The organism is Mycobacterium sp. Root135 (assembly GCF_001426545.1).
Lineage (GTDB): Bacteria > Actinomycetota > Actinomycetes > Mycobacteriales > Mycobacteriaceae > Mycobacterium.
Genome location: NZ_LMEZ01000007.1, coordinates 481,149 through 499,716 on the forward strand (window position 1 = coordinate 481,149; position 18,568 = coordinate 499,716).

General features: G+C 68.5%; 16 protein-coding genes. 6 read left to right on the forward strand and 10 right to left on the reverse strand.

The window, feature by feature from the left end; translation table 11 throughout:
• The first annotated feature begins 19 nt into the window (after positions 1 to 19).
• Complete coding sequence (locus ASD37_RS22490) at positions 20 to 349, forward strand: hypothetical protein (RefSeq protein ID WP_056556715.1); 330 nt, start codon at positions 20 to 22, stop codon at positions 347 to 349.
• A gap of 17 nt (positions 350 to 366) precedes the next feature.
• On the opposite strand, the gene ASD37_RS22495 is transcribed toward ASD37_RS22490, so the two are convergent.
• The 7 genes from ASD37_RS22495 to ASD37_RS22525 form a co-directional block, all read right to left on the reverse strand.
• Positions 367 to 579 carry a formate dehydrogenase subunit delta gene (locus tag ASD37_RS22495; RefSeq protein WP_056557524.1) on the reverse strand — a complete coding sequence of 71 codons (213 nt, stop codon included), beginning with the start codon at positions 577 to 579 and terminating at the stop codon, positions 367 to 369.
• Positions 580 to 589: 10 nt separating this feature from the next.
• A complete protein-coding gene (gene fdhF, locus ASD37_RS22500) occupies positions 590 to 3,415 on the reverse strand; it encodes a formate dehydrogenase subunit alpha (RefSeq protein ID WP_056556718.1) in 2,826 nt (941 codons plus the stop codon).
• Positions 3,412 to 5,019: an NADH-quinone oxidoreductase subunit NuoF gene (locus ASD37_RS22505; RefSeq protein ID WP_235568508.1), complete on the reverse strand. Its 1,608-nt coding sequence runs from the start codon at positions 5,017 to 5,019 to the stop codon at positions 3,412 to 3,414. Before ASD37_RS22505 ends, fdhF begins: the two co-directional genes overlap by 4 nt.
• On the reverse strand, positions 5,016 to 5,504 hold the full coding sequence (locus tag ASD37_RS22510) for a formate dehydrogenase subunit gamma (protein ID WP_082570335.1): 489 nt from the start codon (positions 5,502 to 5,504) through the stop codon (positions 5,016 to 5,018). The genes ASD37_RS22505 and ASD37_RS22510 overlap by 4 nt, the downstream gene beginning before the upstream one ends.
• Before the next feature lie 70 nt (positions 5,505 to 5,574).
• Positions 5,575 to 6,831 (reverse strand): formyl-CoA transferase, encoded by a 1,257-nt coding sequence (gene frc / locus ASD37_RS22515; protein ID WP_056556721.1) that lies wholly within the window; start codon positions 6,829 to 6,831, stop codon positions 5,575 to 5,577.
• A gap of 61 nt (positions 6,832 to 6,892) precedes the next feature.
• Positions 6,893 to 8,608, reverse strand: a complete 1,716-nt coding sequence (gene oxc / locus ASD37_RS22520; protein ID WP_369832415.1) for an oxalyl-CoA decarboxylase — start codon at positions 8,606 to 8,608, stop codon at positions 6,893 to 6,895.
• A gap of 163 nt (positions 8,609 to 8,771) precedes the next feature.
• On the reverse strand, positions 8,772 to 9,710 hold the full coding sequence (locus ASD37_RS22525; protein ID WP_056556727.1) for a LysR family transcriptional regulator: 939 nt from the start codon (positions 9,708 to 9,710) through the stop codon (positions 8,772 to 8,774).
• A gap of 106 nt (positions 9,711 to 9,816) precedes the next feature.
• Between ASD37_RS22525 and ASD37_RS22530 the strand changes: the two genes are divergently transcribed.
• Complete coding sequence (locus ASD37_RS22530) at positions 9,817 to 10,371, forward strand: PAS domain S-box protein (RefSeq protein ID WP_156721027.1); 555 nt, start codon at positions 9,817 to 9,819, stop codon at positions 10,369 to 10,371.
• Here the strand turns inward: ASD37_RS22530 and pyk are convergent.
• Together pyk and ASD37_RS22540 are read right to left on the reverse strand one after the other, a co-directional pair.
• Positions 10,357 to 11,781 carry a pyruvate kinase gene (gene pyk / locus ASD37_RS22535; RefSeq protein WP_056557529.1) on the reverse strand — a complete coding sequence of 475 codons (1,425 nt, stop codon included), beginning with the start codon at positions 11,779 to 11,781 and terminating at the stop codon, positions 10,357 to 10,359. The two genes, ASD37_RS22530 and pyk, sit on opposite strands and share 15 nt — an antisense overlap.
• An 11-nt stretch (positions 11,782 to 11,792) precedes the next feature.
• The gene (locus ASD37_RS22540; RefSeq protein WP_056556729.1) at positions 11,793 to 12,818 is read right to left on the reverse strand and encodes a 2-dehydropantoate 2-reductase; all 1,026 of its coding nucleotides are present in this window, start codon (positions 12,816 to 12,818) and stop codon (positions 11,793 to 11,795) included.
• 206 nt (positions 12,819 to 13,024) lie between these two features.
• On the opposite strand from ASD37_RS22540, the gene ASD37_RS22545 reads away from it, so the two are divergent.
• Genes ASD37_RS22545 through thiC form a run of 4 tightly spaced genes read left to right on the forward strand, consistent with a single transcriptional unit; the run spans position 13,025 to position 17,386 of the window.
• Positions 13,025 to 14,101, forward strand: a complete 1,077-nt coding sequence (locus tag ASD37_RS22545) for a Re/Si-specific NAD(P)(+) transhydrogenase subunit alpha (protein WP_056556732.1) — start codon at positions 13,025 to 13,027, stop codon at positions 14,099 to 14,101.
• 2 nt (positions 14,102 to 14,103) lie between these two features.
• Positions 14,104 to 14,427, forward strand: a complete 324-nt coding sequence (locus ASD37_RS22550) for an NAD(P) transhydrogenase subunit alpha (protein WP_056556735.1) — start codon at positions 14,104 to 14,106, stop codon at positions 14,425 to 14,427.
• Positions 14,424 to 15,857, forward strand: a complete 1,434-nt coding sequence (locus ASD37_RS22555; protein WP_056556739.1) for an NAD(P)(+) transhydrogenase (Re/Si-specific) subunit beta — start codon at positions 14,424 to 14,426, stop codon at positions 15,855 to 15,857. The genes ASD37_RS22550 and ASD37_RS22555 overlap by 4 nt, the downstream gene beginning before the upstream one ends.
• Positions 15,858 to 15,904: 47 nt before the next feature.
• Positions 15,905 to 17,386 (forward strand): phosphomethylpyrimidine synthase, encoded by a 1,482-nt coding sequence (gene thiC, locus ASD37_RS22560; RefSeq protein ID WP_082570376.1) that lies wholly within the window; start codon positions 15,905 to 15,907, stop codon positions 17,384 to 17,386.
• 9 nt (positions 17,387 to 17,395) lie between these two features.
• Here the strand turns inward: thiC and ASD37_RS22565 are convergent, their stop codons facing one another.
• On the reverse strand, positions 17,396 to 18,544 hold the full coding sequence (locus ASD37_RS22565) for an FAD-dependent oxidoreductase (RefSeq protein WP_056556742.1): 1,149 nt from the start codon (positions 18,542 to 18,544) through the stop codon (positions 17,396 to 17,398).
• Between the last annotated feature and the right edge of the window lie 24 nt (positions 18,545 to 18,568).

An 18,568-nucleotide genomic window follows, 5' to 3' on the forward strand; every position in this document is an offset into this window, starting at 1 on the left:
AACCATTGAAGGAGAACCCATGAACGCCACGACCACCGTCGAGGAACTGCACCGGTTGATCCAAGAGACCCTGCGCTGCGTGGCCGCGTTGGAGGCAATCCACGGCCACGAGACGGCCATGCGCCGCGTGGCCAACGACGCCCGGCAGATCCGCAACGGCATCGACAGGCTCGAGATCGACCTCGCCGCCCTGCACGAGCACACCGCGTCGACGACGCGTTCGGCCACCGTGGAGATGGTGCAGATCTCAGATGCCTGCTACGACGCCGACTTCTGGCGCGGCGTCGACCACGAGGGCGTCGGAGCCCAGAGCCTCGCCTGCGTGCCCGCGGCCCCCCGGCGTCGCTGACGCGGGGGGCGGGGACGTCAGCTCAGCTGCGCCACCGCGGCCACGACGACCGTACTGACCGACGCCGCGTCGGCGGTGACCCGCTCCCGCAGTCGACCCGTCATCCGCGGATCCCAGAACCGTTCGATGTGACCGGCGAGCGCGCTCGCCGCCTCGTCGTCGGACAGGTACGACAGGTTGGCGAGGATGTCGTTGACCAGCCGAACCTCGGTGAACTCCGATCCGGACATCACACCACCCCTAATCCACGAGTTTCGCTGTAGCGCCGATCAATTCGGCGGCACCGCCGGCATCGGTGGCAACCACCGATCGGGCCAGCGAGACCTGGACCGCTGTCACCTTGTACTCCGGGCAGTTGGTTGCCCAGTCGGAGTTCTCCGTGGTGAGGACGTTCGTTCCCGAGATCGGGTGATGGAAGGTGGTGTAGACCACGCCCGTCGGCATGCGCTCGGAGAGCTTGGCGTGCAGGGCGGTCTCCCCCACCCGACTGGTCAGCGTCACGCGGGAGCCGTCGAGGATTCCCCGCACTTCGGCGTCGTGGGGATGGATTTCCAGGACGTCCTCGGCGTGCCAGGCCACGTTCGCGGTGCGACGGGTCTGCGCGCCGACGTTGTACTGACTGAGGATTCGGCCCGTGGTCAAGACCAACGGGTACTTCCGGGTGCTGCGCTCGCTGGTCGGCACGAACGGAGTCGGCACGAACCGGCCGAGGCCCCTCGTGAAGGAGTCCGCGTGCATGATCGGCGTACCAAGCGGCGCCTGATCGTCGCACGGCCACTGGATGCTGCCGACCCGGTCGAGCTTGTCGAACGACACCCCGGCAAACGTCGGTGTCACGGCGGCGATTTCGTCCATGATCTCCGAGGGATGGTCATAGTGCATGGGATAACCCATGGCGGTGGCGATCTCGCAGACGATCGCCCATTCGTGCTTTCCGTTCTTGGGCTTCATCACCGACCGAACGCGATTGATGCGCCGCTCGGCATTGGTGAAGGTGCCGTCCTTCTCCAGGAACGACGCCCCCGGCAGGAAGACGTGGGCGAACTTGGACGTCTCGTTGAGGAACAGATCCTGCACGACGACGAGGTCCATGGCTCCCAGCGCGGCCGACACGTGGTGAAAGTTGGGATCGGACTGGGCGATGTCCTCGCCGTGGACGAACAGTGCGCGGAACGTGCCCTCCAGCGCGGAGTCGAACATGTTGGGGATCCGCAGTCCCGGTTCGGACTGCAGCGTCGTCCCCCACAGGTCCTCGAAGATCTTGCGGGCGGCGTCGTCGGACACGTGCCGGTAGCCGGTGAGTTCGTGTGGGAAGGAACCCATGTCGCACGAGCCCTGGACGTTGTTCTGACCTCGCAGCGGGTTGACGCCGACGCCGTCGCGGCCGATGTTGCCGCACGCCATGGCGAGGTTAGCCATCCCCATCACCATCGTGGAGCCCTGGCTGTGCTCGGTGACGCCGAGCCCGTAGTAGATCGCTCCGTTGCCACCGGTCGCGTAAAGCCGTGCGGCGGCGCGCACCTCGGCGGCGGGCACGCCGGTGATGGCTTCGACGGCCTCCGGGCTGTGCTCCTCACTGGCGATGAACCGCGCCCAGTCGTCGAAGCCCTCGCACCGCGCCGCGACGAAGTCCTGGTCGACGAGACCCTCGGTGACCACGACGTGCGACATCGCGTTGACGATGGCCACGTTGGTACCCGGCTGCAGTTGCAGGTGGTGGTCCGCGGCGATGTGCGGTGAGCGCACCAAGTCGATGCGCCGGGGATCGGCGACGATCAGGCGGGCGCCCTGGCGCAGCCGCTGCTTCATGCGGGAGGCGAACACGGGATGTCCGTCGGTCGGGTTCGCGCCGATGACCATGATGACGTCGGCGCTGGCAACCGACTTGAAGTCCTGCGTGCCAGCCGATTCCCCAAAGGTCTGCTTGAGCCCGTACCCGGTCGGCGAGTGGCACACGCGTGCGCACGTGTCGACGTTGTTGTTGCCGAACGCGGCGCGCACCATCTTCTGCACGACGTAGACCTCTTCGTTGGTGCAACGCGACGAGGTGATCGCGCCGATCGACCCCGGCCCGTGGTTGCGCTTCACCTCGAGCATCCCGCGCGCGACGGCGTCGATGGCCTCGTCCCACTCGACCTCCCGCCAGGGATCGGTGATCTTCTCCCGCAGCATGGGTTTGAGGGCCCGGTCGGGATGCGAGGCGTAGCCGAACGCGAACCGCCCCTTGACGCAGGAGTGGCCGTCGTTGGCGCCGCCGTCCTTGAGCGGCACCATCCGCACCACCTCGTCGCCCCGCAGCTCGGCCTTGAATGAGCAGCCAACCCCGCAGTACGCGCACGTCGTCGTCACCGACCGGGTCGGCACACCGAGCTCGACGACCGACTTCTCCTGCAGGGTCGACGTCGGGCAGGCCTGCACGCAGGCACCGCACGACACGCACTCGGAGTCCATGAACGTCTCGCCGGCCCCCGGGGAGACCTTGGAGGCGAACCCGCGGCCCTCGATGGTCAGCGCGAACGTGCCCTGGATCTCGCCGCACGCCCGCACGCATCGCGAGCAGGAGATGCACTTGGACGGGTCGAAGTCGAAATACGGATTGCTGTGGTCGATCTCGGCGTCACCGTGATTCGCGCCGTCCTGCCCGTAGCGCACCTGGCGCAGACCGACGACGCCCGCCATGTCCTGCAGCTCGCAGTCACCGTTGGCCGGACACGTCAGGCAGTCCAGCGGGTGATCGGAGATGTAGAGCTCCATGACGCTCTCGCGCAGCTTCGCGACCTTCGGGGTCTGCGTGTGCACGACCATGCCGTCGGCGACCGGGGTGGTGCACGACGCGGGCGTCCCCCGCCTGCCGTCGATCTCGACCAGGCAGAGGCGGCAGGAGCCGAACGCGTCGAGGGAGTCGGTGGCGCACAGCTTGGGCACGTCGATGCCCGCGATGGCGGCCGCCCGCATCACCGACGTTCCCTCCGGCACCAGCACCCGCTGACCGTCGACCTCGACGCCGACCGTCGCAGGTCCGTCCAATGCCGGTGTGCCGAGGTCTCGTTCGGTGTTCAAGCTCATGTCGCGTCCGTCCGTTGGGCCGTGCTCAGCGGTAGTGGCCGCCGAGGTTGGATCCTCGGTTCGAGGAAGTCGCCGGCGAAGTGCGCGAGTGCGCTCCGTACCGGCAGTGGGGTGAGACCGCCCATGGCGCACAGGGAGCCTTCGGTCATGACCTCGCAGAGGTCTTCGAGCAGCGCCAGATTCTCGTCGGGGTTCTCGCCCGCCACGATGCGGTCGATGACCTCCACGCCCCGCGTCGAGCCGATCCGGCACGGGGTGCACTTGCCGCATGACTCCGCCGCGCAGAACTCCATCGCGAACCGCGCCTGCGCCGCCATGTCGACGGTGTCGTCGAAGACGACCACACCGCCGTGACCGACCATGGCACCGGCAGCCGCGAATTCCTCGTAGTCCATCCGGAGGCCGAAGTCCGACGGCGGCACGTAGGCGCCGAGCGGGCCGCCGACCTGGACGGCGCGCACGGGACGCCCCGTGCGCGTACCGCCGCCGTAGTGCTCGACCAACTCGCCGAGGGTGACGCCGAAGGCCTTCTCGACGACACCGCCGCGGCGGATGTTGCCGCCGAGTTGGAACACCTGTGTGCCCCTTGATCGTTCGACACCGAGTGCCTGGAATGCCGTGGCCCCGTCGGCGAGGATGGCGGGCACGCTGGTCAGCGTGAGGACGTTGTTGACCAGCGTCGGCTTACCGAACAGTCCGTGGATGGCGGGGATCGGCGGCTTGGCGCGGACCTCGCCGCGCTTGCCCTCGAGGCTCTCCAGCATGGAGGTTTCCTCGCCGCAGATGTAGGCGCCGCCGCCAACGCGCACCTGCAGCGAGAAGTTCAGCGAGGTGCCGAGCACGCCGTCGCCGAGCCAGCCGTGCCACGTGGCGATCTCGATCGCGGCGCGCATCGTGGCGACGGCGGCCGGATACTCCGACCGGATGTAGACGAAGCCCTCCGTCGCGCCGACCGCGTGGGCGGCGATCGCCATGCCCTCGACGAGCAGGAACGGATCGCCCTCCATCACCATCCGGTCGGCAAAGGTGCCGCTGTCGCCCTCGTCGGCGTTGCAGCACACGAACTTCAGCGCCTCGTCGCAGCCGAGGACGGTCTTCCACTTGATCCCGGCCGGGAAGCCCGCGCCGCCGCGGCCGCGGAGACCGGAGGCGGTCATCTCCTCGACGACCTCGTCGGGGCTCATCTCCAGTGCCCGGCGGAGGCCACGGAGGCCGCCGTGCGTGAGGAAGTCCTCGGGCGACAGCGGGTCGACGACGCCGACGCGGGCGAAGGTGAGTCGGTCCTGGCTGGTCATCCACGGGAGGTCGTCGACGACGCCGACGCGCGTGGGATGCTCTCCGCCGCTGAACAGGCCTGCGTCCACCAGGCCGTCGACGTCGGCGGCTTCGACGGGCCCGTATCCGATCCGGCCCTCCGGAGTGACCACCTCGATCAGCGGTTCCAGCCAGAGCATGCCGCGTGTTCCGTTGCGCACCAGGTGCACTGGCTGCCCGACGCGCGCACCCGCCCTCAGCACGGCCTCGGCCACGTCGTCGGCGCCGACGGACCTGGCCGCCGAGTCACCGGGCACGTACACCGTCACCGACGGGGTCACCGGGCTCACGAGGCGATCGCCGAGTCGATGAGTTGGGTCAACTTCGCCGCGTCGACTCGGCCGTGCAGCCGGGCGCCGACCTGCACGGTGGGGCCCAGCGCGCAGTTGCCGAGGCAGAACACCTGATCCACCGTCAAGGCACCGTCGCTGCGGGTCTCGCCCAGTTCCATTCCGTAGCGGTCCCGAACGTGGTCGACCAGTCGACTGCTGCCGACGGCCTGACACGCCTCCGCGCGGCAGATCTTGACCGTCGTGCGTCCCGCGGGCTCGGCGCGGAAGTCGTGATAGAAGGTGACGACGCCGTGAACGTCGGCGCGCGAGAGGTTGAGTCGTTCGGCGAGCACCGGGACTGCCTCGCGGGGAACACATCCCAGCGTTTCCTGGATCGCATGCAGGATCGGGAGCAGAGCGCCACGCTGCCCTTCCAGGGCCGCGACGGTGTCGGTGACCACCTCGGTGACGGTGCGGCCGGGCTGCGGTTCGGTGGTGGTCATGCGTGCTCCCAAACGTGTGAGGGGACAGAACGGGATTGCCGCCCCGAATCCGGGGCGGCAATCCTGCGCTCTAGACGACGATCTTCTTGCGGTGGAAGTCCTCGATCGCGTCGGCGTCGTAGCCCAACTGGGTCAGCACCTCGTCGGTGTGCTCGCCGAGCAGCGGAGCACCCACGATCTCGGGCTTGAACGACGAGAACTTGATCGGGCTGCCCACGGTGAGGAAGGTGCCGCGGCCCTTCTGATCCACCTCGACGATGCTTCCGCTCGTGCGCAGCGTCTGGTCGTTGGCGAGGTCCTTCATGGACATCACCGGCGCGCACGGCACCTCCCACGCGCGCAGCACGTCGACCGCTTCCCACTTGGTCTTGTCAGCCAGCCACTTCTCGATCTCGCCGAAGATCTCGAAGATCTTGTCCTGGCGGGCGCGAGCGGTGCTGTAGCCCTCGTCCTCGACCCATTCGGGGTGCCCGATGGCCTCGGCGGTGCGCTTCCAGTTCTGCTCCTGGATGGTGAAGTAGATGTAGGCGTTGGGGTCGGTCTCCCAGCCCTTGCACTTGACCACCCAGCCGGGCTGGCCACCGCCGCCGGCGTTGCCACCGCGGGGCACGGCGTCACTGAACTCGCCGTTCGGGTACTGCGGGTACTCCTCGAGGTAGCCAACGGCTTCCAGGCGCTGCTGGTCACGCAGCTTGACGCGGCAAAGGTTCAGTACCGAGTCCTGCATCGACGCCGAGACCTTCTGGCCCTTGCCGGTCTTGTCGCGCTGGATGATCGCGGTCAGGATGCCGATGAGCAGGTGCATGCCGGTGTTGCTGTCACCGAGGGCGGCGCCGCTGACGGTCGGCGGGCCGTCCCAGAAGCCGGTGGTCGACGCAGCACCGCCGGCACACTGGGCGACGTTCTCGTAGACCTTGAGGTCGGTGTACGAAGAGTCGTCGTTGAAGCCCTTGACCGAGCCGAAGATCAGGCGTGGGTTCCACTCCTGCAGCTTGTCCCAGGACAGGCCCATCCGGTCCATCGCACCGGGGGCGAAGTTCTCGACCAGCACGTCGGCGCCGCGAACCAGCTTCTCCATCACCTCGAGGCCCTCGGGTGACTTCGTGTCGATCGCCAGCGAACGCTTGTTGCTGTTGAGCATCGTGAAGTACAGGGCGTCGACGTCGGGGATGTCGCGCAACTGGTTTCGCGTGACGTCACCTCCGGCGGGTCGTTCGACCTTCAGCACGTCGGCGCCAAACCAGGCCAGCATCTGGGTGCAGGCCGGGCCGGCCTGCACGCCGGTGAAGTCGATCACCTTGATCCCTGCGAGGGGTAGTTCAGTCATGAGACGTTTCCTTTCATCGTGGTGTTCTCGGTTCTGTAGTTCTCGTGGTCGTGCGCGTTGCTCACTTGCCGCTGATGCCCTTGGGATTCAGGTGGGCGATGTTGCCGCTCTCGGTGCCGTCGGAGGGGTCGATGACACAGTCGATGAGGGCGGGCCGGCCCGAGGCGAGGGCCTCGCGCAGCGCCGTCTCCACCTCTTCGGGCGTCGTGGCGTGATATCCCTTGCCGCCGAACGCCTTGATCATGTATTCGTGTTGGGCCCGCAACGCCGTCGGCGCGGGGTCGGACGTCGTCGAGGGGTCGTCGCCCCGGTAGACGCCGCCGTTGTTGAGGATGACCGTCACGATCGGCAGGTTGTAGCGGCAGATCACCTCGAGCTCCATGCCGCTGAAGCCGAAGGCGCTGTCGCCCTCGATGGCGACGACCGGCTCACCGCTCTCCACCGCGGCGGCGATGGCGTAACCCATGCCGATTCCCATGACGCCCCACGTTCCGCTGTCCAGTCGGTGGCGTGGCACCTGCATGCCAATCGTGTTGCGCGCCAGGTCGAGTGCGTTCGCACCCTCGTTGACGACGTACACGTGCGGGTTGTCCGCCAGCACGTCGCGGATCGACTGCAAGGCGCCGAGGAACTTCATCGGGTGGGCGGTGAGGGCGGCCTCGAGGCGGCCGGCCATCTTGGCCACGTTCTGCGCCGACTTGGTGGTCAGCTCGTCACGCCACGTCGGCGTCACGCTGATCTGGCCGGGCTTGCTGCGTTCCAGCAGCATGTCCACCACCGACGCGATGTCACCGACCAGCGGCGCCGCGATGGGCTGGTTGCTGTCCATCTCCGAGGCCGAGATGTCGACCTGGATGAACTTGGCGTCGGCGTTCCACTGCGGTGAATCGCCATGTCCGAGCAGCCAGTTGAGCCGCGCGCCCACCAGCAGCACCACGTCGGCCCGCTTCAGCGCCACCGAGCGGGCGGTCGCCGCGGACTGCGGGTGGTCGTCGGGCAGCAGGCCCTTGGCCATCGACATCGGCACGTACGGGATGCCCGTGCTCTCGACGAACTCCCGGATCTGCTCGTCGGCCTGGGCGTATGCGGCACCCTTGCCGAGCACGATCAGCGGCCGTTCGGCACCGGCGAGCAGCGAGATGGCCGCGTCGACGGCGTCGACGCCGGGCAGTTGCTTGGGTGCGAGGTCGACGACCTTCCACAGCGTCTTGGCCGCTTCCTGGGCGTCGAGCACCTCACCGAGGACTGCGGCCGGGATGTCGAGGTAGACACCGCCGGGTCGGCCGGACGCCGCGGTGCGCAGGGCGCGGGCGATGCCGCGGCCGACGTCCTCGGCGCGGGACACCCGGAAGGCCGCCTTCGCGAAGAGCCGCGCGGCGGCGAGCTGGTCCATCTCCTCGTAGTCACCGCGCTGGAGGTCGACGAGGTGGCGCTCGCTGGACCCGGAGATCTGGACCATCGGGAAGCAGTTGGTGGTGGCGTTGGCGAGTCCGACGAGGCCGTTGAGGAAGCCGGGCGCCGACACGGTCAGGCAGATGCCCGGCTTCTGTGTGAGGAAGCCGGCCGCGGCCGCCGCGTGCGCAGCGTCGCTCTCGTGCCGGAAGCCGATGTAGCGCAGGCCGGAGGCCTGGGCCAACCGGGCCAGGTCGGTGATCGGAATGCCGACGACTCCGTAGATGGTGTGGACGTCGTTGAGCTTGAGGGCGTCGACGACCAAGTGGATCCCGTCGGTGAGTGCGACAGGCTCGTCGGTACTCGCTACCTCCGCGTCTCGCATGGGAGCGAGGGTCATGATGTGGACCTTCCTGGTGAGGGATATTCCGTTACATCTCAATACCTTTCACCGGACCGAGACCGGCGTCCAAGACCTGTCGTCAACCGGCCGATAAACGCCGGTTATCACGACGCGCGCGGTCGACGGCGATCGTCTTGGCACGGTGTCAGGGCCGGCTCAGCCCGGCGACGAGTTCGCGACGCTCGAGACCAAAGGTCTCGTCGAGTCGCGCGCCTGCGATGACGTTGACGAACGCGCGAGCGGCCACCGAGGCCGACCCGGCGTGGATGGCGATCGATATCTGGGCGGTGGCCTCGGGTTCGACGAGACGCACGGCGCGCGCCGCGCCCATGGCGGGGATGGCACGCAACCACGTGTGAGGCACCACGCTCGCCCAGGCGCCGGTCGCGACGTGGGAGTAGAGGGATGCCACCGAGTCGGTTTCCACCTGCGGTGCGGCGACCACCCCGTTGGCGGCGAAGGCCTTGTCGATGAACTGACGGAACCTCATGTGCGGCATCAGGAGTGCCAGCGGGAGCTGCGCGGCCTCGGCCCACGTGATGGTGTCGCACCCGGACGCCAAGTGGTCACCGGAGACCAGGAGCACGTACCGCTCCTGATACAGCGGCACCACCTCGAGACCCGACCGGTCGTCGGGGCCGAAGTGGGCGATGGCGGCGTCGAGTTCGAAGTCGCGCAGTTGTCGCAGCAGGTCGGTGGAGGACAACCGCGAACAGATGGTCACCTTGGCCAGCGGGTGCAACCCACAGAACGTGGCCACCGGCTGCGCGGTCGTCGTCGACACCGTGGGTCCGGTGCCGAGGCGCAACGTGCCGGAGATGCCGGTGCGCATCGCCGCGGCCTCGGCCTTGAGGCCGTCGTGCTCGGCCAGCAGGCGCTTGGCCCAGACGACCAGCCGTTCGCCCTCGAGCGTGAGGCCCTCGAAGTTCTGGCCTCGGTGGATGAGGGTGACGTTGAGCTCGCGCTCGAGCTTGGCGATCGCGGTGGAAAGCGCTGGCTGCGAGACGTAGCACGCCTCGGCGGCCCTCGCGAAGTGCCGCTCCCGGGCCACCGTGACGAAGTACTCGAGCTGGCGCAACAGCACTGGCGCTCCCCTTGCTGCCTCTTCGGCGTGATTGAACTGTGTATGCAGTATGCGTTATTCTGTAGCCCGATGCAATGAATCGGGCAACGCCGACGAAGGGGACCCCGTGAGCGAGAGCAGCAGCACCATCGACAAGGCCTGGCTCGCAAGAGCGGTGGTGGCCGAATCTCCAGAAGCCATCGTGGTCACCGACCCGCAGGGACGGATCGACCTGTGGAATGCCGGCGCCGCCAACATGTTCGGGTTCTCGGAAGAGGACGCGCTCGGCGCCAGCCTCGACCTGATCATTCCCGTCAAACTGCGCGACCGGCACTGGCGGGGCTACGAGCACACCATGGAAACCGGCGTCACCAAGTACGGCGACACGCTGCTCGGCGTACCGGCCACCCACCAGGACGGCCGCCAGCTGTCCATCGAGTTCAGCGTGGCCCTCCTACGCGACGAGGAAGGGACCATCGTCGGGATCGCGGCCGTGATGCGCGAGGTGAGCGAGCGGCGGGCGACCGAGAAGGCGTTGCGCGCCAAGCTGGCCGAGGCCGAGCGGACCGTGACCGCCTTGCGCGCCACGGTCGCCGACCTCAACGACCGCGTCACGCGTCCGACGATGTCCGTGCAGGGCTGGTCGGAACAGCCCTGCACGACAACGTCATTCGACGCGTAGCACCCGCACCGAGTCGGTGTAGCCGGCCACGCCGCTTCGGCTTCCGGAGACCACCACGACGACGTCACCGGGATGGCACACGCCCATGCCGATGAGCGCCCGGCTCACCTCGCCGGGCATCGACTCGGCCACTGCCGACGGAGCCAGCACGGCCGAGGTGATGCCCCAGGAGAACGCCATTCTGGTGCGCACCTCGTCGTCGTGGGCGAACGCCAACAGCGGAAGCGGCGACCGCTGCCGCGCCAGGCGCAGGGCGGTGTCACCCGTGCGGGTGAAGCAGCACAACGCCGCCGCCCCGAGGCGCCGCCCGACCTCACATGCGGCCACGGCGATGGCGTCGCCGAACACGGCGTCCCCGGTGGCCTCGAGCTGACCCTCCGCGACGTCACCGCGGCCGACGCCACTCTCGGCGGCTTCGACGATGCGCGCCATGGTCGCCACCGCGTGGGCGGGATGGACGCCGACACTGGTCTCGGCGGACAGCATCACCGCATCCGCGCCGTCGAAGACGGCGTTGGCCACGTCGGACACCTCGGCGCGCGTGGGGCGACGGTCCGAGATCATCGAGTCGAGCATCTGGGTCGCGACGATCACCGGTTTCGCCGCCTGGCGGCACAGGGCGATCGCCCGGCGTTGGACCAGCGGAATCTGCTCGAGCGGCATCTCGACCCCGAGATCGCCCCTGGCGACCATCAGGCCGTCGAACGCCTCGACGATCCCCGCCAGGTCCGACACCGCCTCGGGCTTCTCCAGCTTGGCGATCACCGGCACCCGGCGGCCGACCTCGTCCATGATGGCGTGGGCGAGCTTGACTTCCTCGGGCGCCCGCACGAACGACATCGCCACCATGTCGGCGCCGAGCTCGATGGCGAACTTGAGGTCCTCGATGTCCTTGTCCGACAACGGCGGAACGCTGACGTCGACGCCGGGCAGCGAGATGCCCTTGTGATCGCTGACCGGCCCGCCGTCGAGCACCTCGCAGGAGATGTCGGGACCGTCGACGCCCACGACGAGCAGATCCACCTTGCCGTCGTCGACGAGCAGGCGGTCACCGGCCCGCACGTCACCGGACAGGCCCGCGTAGGTCGTCGACACCCGGTCGTGATCGCCGCGGCAGGAGTCGGTGGTGATGACCACGCGCTCCCCCGTCGCCCACGTCACCGGGCCGTCGGCGAAACTGCCGAGTCGGATCTTCGGGCCCTGCAGGTCGGCCAGTACGCCGACCACGCGGCCGCGCTCGGCCGCGATCTCGCGCACCATGCCGTAGAGCGCCGAATGCTCGGCGCGGGTGCTGTGGCTGAAGTTCAGTCGGGCCACGTCCATTCCGGCGTCGACGAGTTCGGTCAGCACCGCCCGGGTCGCGGTGGCCGGACCCAGCGTGCAGACGATCTTTGCGCGACGGTTGGTCATCTTCTTCTCCCTCACTGCAGAACCGGCTGAGTTGCCAGCTCCGGGGTGTTCTCGACCACCGGCGCGTCCGGCACGCAGGTGCGTGCCAACAGGTCGGTGGCGGCATGGATGGTGCGCAGCGTCGGAGCGGCCGCACCGGTCAGGTCGGCCATCTCCACGACCGCGGTGACGATGGCGTCGAGTTCCAGCGGCTTGCCCGCCTCGAGGTCCTGCAGCATCGACGTCTTGTGGTGCCCGACGTTCTCGGCACCCCGCAGCCGCTTCTCGATCGAAATGTCTGGCGTGGCACCGACTCTCGCGGCGATGTCGAGCGTCTCCTCCATCAGCTGGACGACGATCTGCCTGGTACGGGGGTTCTGGCAGATCTCGACCATCGTCGCCCTGGTCAACGCGCTCAAGGGGTTGAACGCGACGTTGCCCATCAGCTTGATCCAGATGTCGCTGCGCAGGTCGGCCTCGACGGGGGCCTTCAAACCGCCGGCGACCATGGCGTCGCTCAACGCCTGGCACCGTGCCGAGATCTCTCCCGACGGCTCACCAATGGAGAACCGGGTGCCCTCCAGGTGCCGGATCACCCCTGGCGCCTCGATGGTGGTGGCGGGATACACCACGCAGCCGATCGCCCGCTCGGGCGAGAACACCGCGGTGGTGGCGCCACCCGGGTCGACGGCCTCGACGCGGCGCCCTCGATAGGGGCCCTCCAGCTCGTGGAAGTACCACCAGGGAATGCCGTTCTGCGCTGCCAATACCGCGGTGTGTTCTCCCAGAAGGGGATTCACCAACGGTCCGCTGGACGGGTAACCGTGCGCCTTGAGACCGAGGAAGACGTAGTCCACCGGCCCGATGTCGCGAGGGTCGTCGGTCGCGTGCGGGTAGGCCACGAAGTCGCCGCGGTCGCTGAGCACCCGTACCCCGTTGGTGCGCATGGCCTGCAGGTGCGCGTTGCGCGCGATCAGGTGGACTTCGGCTCCGCCGCGTTGCATGGCGGCGCCCCAGTAGGCGCCGATTGCTCCGGCGCCGACGACTGCAATCCTCACGGGACTCCTTAAATCGTATGGTGTATGCATCTGCCGTCCGCAGAAATCAAATCCCGTGCTCCAGACGGCCACGCACTCGTACCGACCAATAGTTGCATACAATATGCAGTTGGCCTAGCCTGTTTTTCGACCCGGCTCGTCGCAGCCGTCTACGCCGTCGACCGTTGCCTGGAGCTCCAGGACCACCGTCGGGCAAGAGGAGGATCATGACGCTGATCGGAGTTCCGCGGGAATCGGCCGAGGGTGAGCGCCGCGTCGCGCTGGTGCCCAAGGTGGTCGAGCGGCTATGTGCCGGCGGTCTCGAGGTGGTCGTGGAGAGCGGTGCCGGGGCGGGAGCTCTGATCGACGACGAGCACTACCTGAATGCCGGAGCGACGATCGGTGACGCCTGGCCCGCCGACGTCGTCGTGAAGGTCAACCCGCCGAACTCCGACGAGGTGACCCGGCTCAAGCCCGGCTCGGTGCTGATCGGCTTCCTCGCCCCACGCACCCGACCCGAGCTTGCCGACGAGCTGCGCCTCGCCGACGTCACAGCCTTTGCACTGGAGGCGATTCCGCGCATCTCGCGGGCGCAGGCGATGGACGCGCTGTCCTCACAGGGCAACGTGGCCGGCTACAAGTCGGTGGTGCTCGCGGCGTCCCTGTCGACGCGGTTCTTCCCGATGTTGACCACCGCCGCGGGCACGGTGAAGCCGACGAGCGCGCTGATCCTCGGTGTCGGGGTGGCGGGGTTGCAGGCGTTGGCGACCGCCAAGCGTCTCGGCGCCAAGACCACCGGCTACGACGTGCGCCCCGAGGTGGCCGACCAGGTCCGCTCGGTTGGCGCGCAGTGGCTCGACCTCGGAATCGACGCGGCGGGTGAGGGCGGATATGCCCGCGAGCTGACCGAAGACGAACGCGCTCAACAACAAACGGCGCTGGAACGGGCGATCACCAAGTTCGACGTGGTCATCACGACCGCCCTGGTGCCCGGCAGGCCGGCTCCACGCCTCGTCACCGCCGCCGCGGTGCAGGGCATGAAGGCGGGCAGCGTCGTGGTGGACCTCGCCGGGGAGACCGGCGGCAACTGCGAGCTCACCGAACCCGGGCAGACGGTGGTCAAGCACGGCGTGACGATCGCCTCGCCCCTGAACCTGCCCGCCACGATGCCCGAGCACGCCAGCGAGCTGTACGCCAAGAACGTCACCTCGCTGCTGGACCTCTTGATCACCGACGGCGCACTTGCGCCCGACTTCGACGACGAGGTCATCGCGGCCTCCTGCATCACCCGGGAGGTGTCGTAACCATGTACGACCAACTATTGGCCAATCTCGCGATCCTGGTGCTCGCCGGGTTCGTCGGATTCGCCGTCATCTCCAAGGTGCCCAACACCTTGCACACGCCGTTGATGTCGGGCACCAACGCCATTCACGGCATCGTGGTGCTCGGCGCGCTGATCGTGCTCGGTGAACTGCCCGCCGACGCCGGCTGGGGGGTGCGGATCATCGCGTTCGTCGCGCTGATCTTCGGCACCCTCAACGTGATTGGCGGCTTCCTCGTCACCGATCGGATGCTGAGCATGTTCAAGGGCCGCAAGCCCGAAGCCGAGAAGGCAGGGGCCGAGCGGTGAACTACCTCGTCAACAGTCTCTACATCGTCGCGTTCGGGCTCTTCATATTTGGGCTGTCCGGGCTGACCGGCCCCAAGACCGCGGTGCGCGGCAACCTCATCGCCGCCGCAGGCATGGCACTCGCCGTCGTCGCCACCTTGCTCAAGGTGCGGGACACCGCCTCCATCAACTGGATTCTCATCGCCGCCGGGTTGATCATCGGGGTGGTGCTCGGTGTCCCACCCGCCAAGAAGACCAAGATGACGGCGATGCCACAGCTGGTCGCGCTGTTCAACGGCGTCGGCGGCGGCACTGTCGCGCTCATCGCCTGGGCGGAGTTCATCGAGACCGACGGATTCGGCCACTTCACCCCCGACCAGTCCCCCACCGTCGCCCTCGTCATCGGCTCGCTGTTCGCGGCGGTCATCGGCTCGGTGTCGTTCTGGGGTTCGCTCGTCGCGTTCCTGAAGCTGCAGGAGTCGATCCCGAAGAACCTGGAAAAAGCACTCGTCCGCTCCGCCAAGCTGTTTCAGGCCTCCAACGCGGTGCTGTTGCTCGCCGCGGTCGCCATGGCGGTGTACATCGGCGTGCACGCCGGCACGGGCAACCCCGGTTGGACGATCGTCGTCGTGCTGGTGCTGGCCGGGATCATGGGCCTGTTCGTGGTGTTCCCGATCGGTGGCGCGGACATGCCGGTGGTCATCTCACTGCTCAACGCGATGACCGGATTGTCCGCCGCCGCAGCGGGTCTGGCGCTCAACAACACCGCGATGATCGTGGCGGGCATGATCGTCGGCGCCTCGGGCTCGATCCTGACCAACCTGATGGCGGTGGCGATGAACCGGTCGATCCCGGCGATCGTCTTCGGCTCCTTCGGGGCGGGCGGCGACGCAGCGGCTGCCGTCGCTGGAGAGCAGGGCACCGCCAAGTCGACCTCCGCGGCCGACGCGGCGATCCAGATGGCGTACGCCAACCAGGTCATCGTGGTGCCCGGCTACGGGCTGGCCGTCGCCCAGGCCCAGCACGCCGTCAAGGACATGGCCTCGATCCTGGAGTCCAAGGGCGTCGAGGTGAAGTACGCCATTCACCCCGTCGCCGGCCGCATGCCGGGACACATGAACGTGCTCCTCGCGGAAGCCGACGTCGAATACGACGCGATGAAGGAAATGGACGACGTCAACGGCGAATTCGGCCGCACCGACGTCACTCTCGTCATCGGCGCCAACGACGTGACCAACCCGGCGGCGCGCAACGACCCGAGCTCCCCCATCCACGGCATGCCAATCCTCAACGTCGACCAGTCCCGCTCGGTGATCGTGCTCAAGCGGTCGATGAGCTCGGGGTACGCGGGAATCGAGAACCCGCTGTTCTTCCTCGGCCACACCTCCATGCTCTTCGGCGACGCGAAGAAGTCGGTCAACGCCGTGACCGAGGAACTCAAGGCCCTGTGAGCACGGCCGCCCACCGGCTACCCTCCGACGGCTCGGCCGACGATCCCGTGGCGACGCCCGCGGTGACGACCGGTCCGATCGCGGGCAGCGCGAAGGGCTATCTCGACCTGGCCGACGTTCGAGGCGGCCGCGTACCGTACCGCAGGGTGCCGCTCGCCGACGGCCGGCACGTGGACCTCTACGACAGTTCGGGGCCCTACACCGATCCCGACGCCGTGCTCGACGTCGACCGCGGACTGCCGCCGCGGCCCGGCGTGATCGGTGGTGTCGGCACGCAGCTGCAGCGCGCGAGAGACGGCGTCGTCACCGCCGAGATGGCGTTCGTCGCGGCGCGAGAGGGATTGCGGCCCAAACTGGTTCGCGACGAGATCGCCGCGGGCCGGGCCGTCATCCCGGCCAACCACCGCCACCCCGAGAGCGAACCGATGATCATCGGCAAGGCATTCCGGGTGAAGGTCACCGCCAACGTCGGGACGTCGAACCTGGCCTCGGGCGACTCCACTCTGCAGGACATGGTGTGGTCCATCCGGTGGGGTGCCGACACGGTCGTGGACCTCTCCACCGGCCGGGACGGGGACCGGGTTCTGCGCAACGCGCCCGTCCCCGTCGGCACGGTGCCGCTGCACCAGACCCTGGAGACGGTGCACGGCGACCCGGCCGCGCTGACGTGGGAGGCGTTCCGCGACACCGTCGTCGAACAGGCCGAACGGGGCGTGGACTACATGACCGTGCACGCCGGGGTGCGGCTGGAGCACGTGCCGCTCACCGCGGGCCGGGTCGCGGGGATCGTCAGCCGCGGCGGCGCCATCATGGCGGCGTGGTGTCTGAGGCGCCGGTCGGAGTCCTTCCTCTACACGCACTTCGACGAACTCTGCGACATCCTCGCCCACTACGACGTGACGCTGGCACTCGGCGCCGGCCTGCAACCGGGCTCGATCGCCGACGCCGACGACGCCGCCCAGTTCGCCGAGCTCCGCACCCTCGGATCTCTGGCGAAGACGGCGAAGGCCCGCGGGGTGCAGGTGATGGTCGAAGGTCCCGGACACCTTCCGCTGCACGTGATCGCGGACAACGTGCGCCTGTTGGACCAGTTGTCCCACGGCGCCCCGTCCTACGCCTACGGTCCGCTCACCACCGACGTCGCGCCGGGTCACGACCACATCGCCTCGGCGATCGGGGCCGCGGTGACCGCCCAGGCAGGCACCGCGATGCTGTGCTGCGTCAGCCCGAAGGAGCACCTTGGGGTCCCCGACCGGGCCGGTCTCAAGGAAGCCGTCATCGCCCACAAGATCGCCGCCCACGCCGCCGATCTCGCCAAGGGCCATGCGCAGACCCAGCAGCGCGACGACGCCCTCTCCCGGGCCCGCTTCGAGTTCCACTGGTACGACCAGTTCGCGCTCTCGGTGGACCCCGACACCGCCCGACGGGCCTACGAGGTGTCGAACTCCGTCGGACCGGCCAAGCTGGCCCACTTCTACTCGTTGCGAATCAGCAACGCGCTCGGGCACATTGGCGATCAGCCGACGTAGCGCCGTTACCTAATGCCTGCCCATCACGTGCGGCCCCCGCCTCACCGGCACCCCGCCCGCGAAGCGCTCCAGCGACAGTGCCGCCACGTCGTCGTCGGGCGCGGCCCCCTCGGCGAGATCGGCCAGGACCTCGCCCATCAGCGCCGAGTACTTGAACCCTTCGCCGGAGTCGCCGCACGCGAACACCACGCCCTCGGGCAGACGGTCGACCACGAAGCTACCGTCGGGTGAGTCGGTCCAGACGCACACCTGCTCGTCGACCACCGTCGACGGCACCGACGCCAGGCCCTCACGGACGAAGTCGCGAATGGCCTTGGTGCGAGCAGGGTCTGGCACTCGATCTTCGTCGGATCGCTGGTAGTCGCGAAGCGGTGTGTCGAGGCCGATCTTGTAGCCGCGGCCGGGCGTCGGCATTCCGTAGACGCCGGGCCGGCGGTCGGTCGGACCGTCGAACAGGCCCGGAAGAGCGTCGCTCGAGTGTGGGTCGGCCGCATCGCCGAAGTGCACCACCTGCTCGAGATACGGGTGCAGGTCGACGTGCACGCCGACCCGGCTGAGCAGGGTGGCCGCACCGGGCCCCGGCGCGAGCACCGCGACGTCGGCGTCGACGAACCGGCCGTCCGAGAAGGAGATCCGGACGCCGGGCGTGCGGGCATCGACGTCGACGACGTCGTGGCCGAACAGCGTTGCGCCACCTCGCCTCTGGAACAGCAGCAGCTGAGCGCGTAGCGACGTCTCGGCGAGCACGACCCCGGCCGCCGGCTGCCACACCGCGTCTCGACCGTCGGGCCGCAGTCCGGGGAAGAACCGTCCGACGTCGTCAGCCGACACCTCGGTGTGCTGCACGTCCTGCGCCACAAGGGTCTCGAGGAGCGCGGGCAGCGACACGTCGTCGCGCCACACCAGCCCTCGCGTGAGGAACACCTCGGTGTTTGCGCGCTCGGCGAGCCGTCGCATCGCCTCCAACCCGCGACGGGCCAACCGCACCCGCGCCGGATTGGGGTCGGCGAGTCGCCACAGCCGCGTCGGACCCACCGACGACGAAAGCGCGTTGAACGGACCGTGACGGTCGACGAGCGTGACGTCGTGCCCGCGCCGGGCCATCTCCGCGGCCGCAGGCAAACCCCACGCGCCCGCACCGACCACGATGCACTTCATTGCTCGAGCCGATCGGCGACCAAC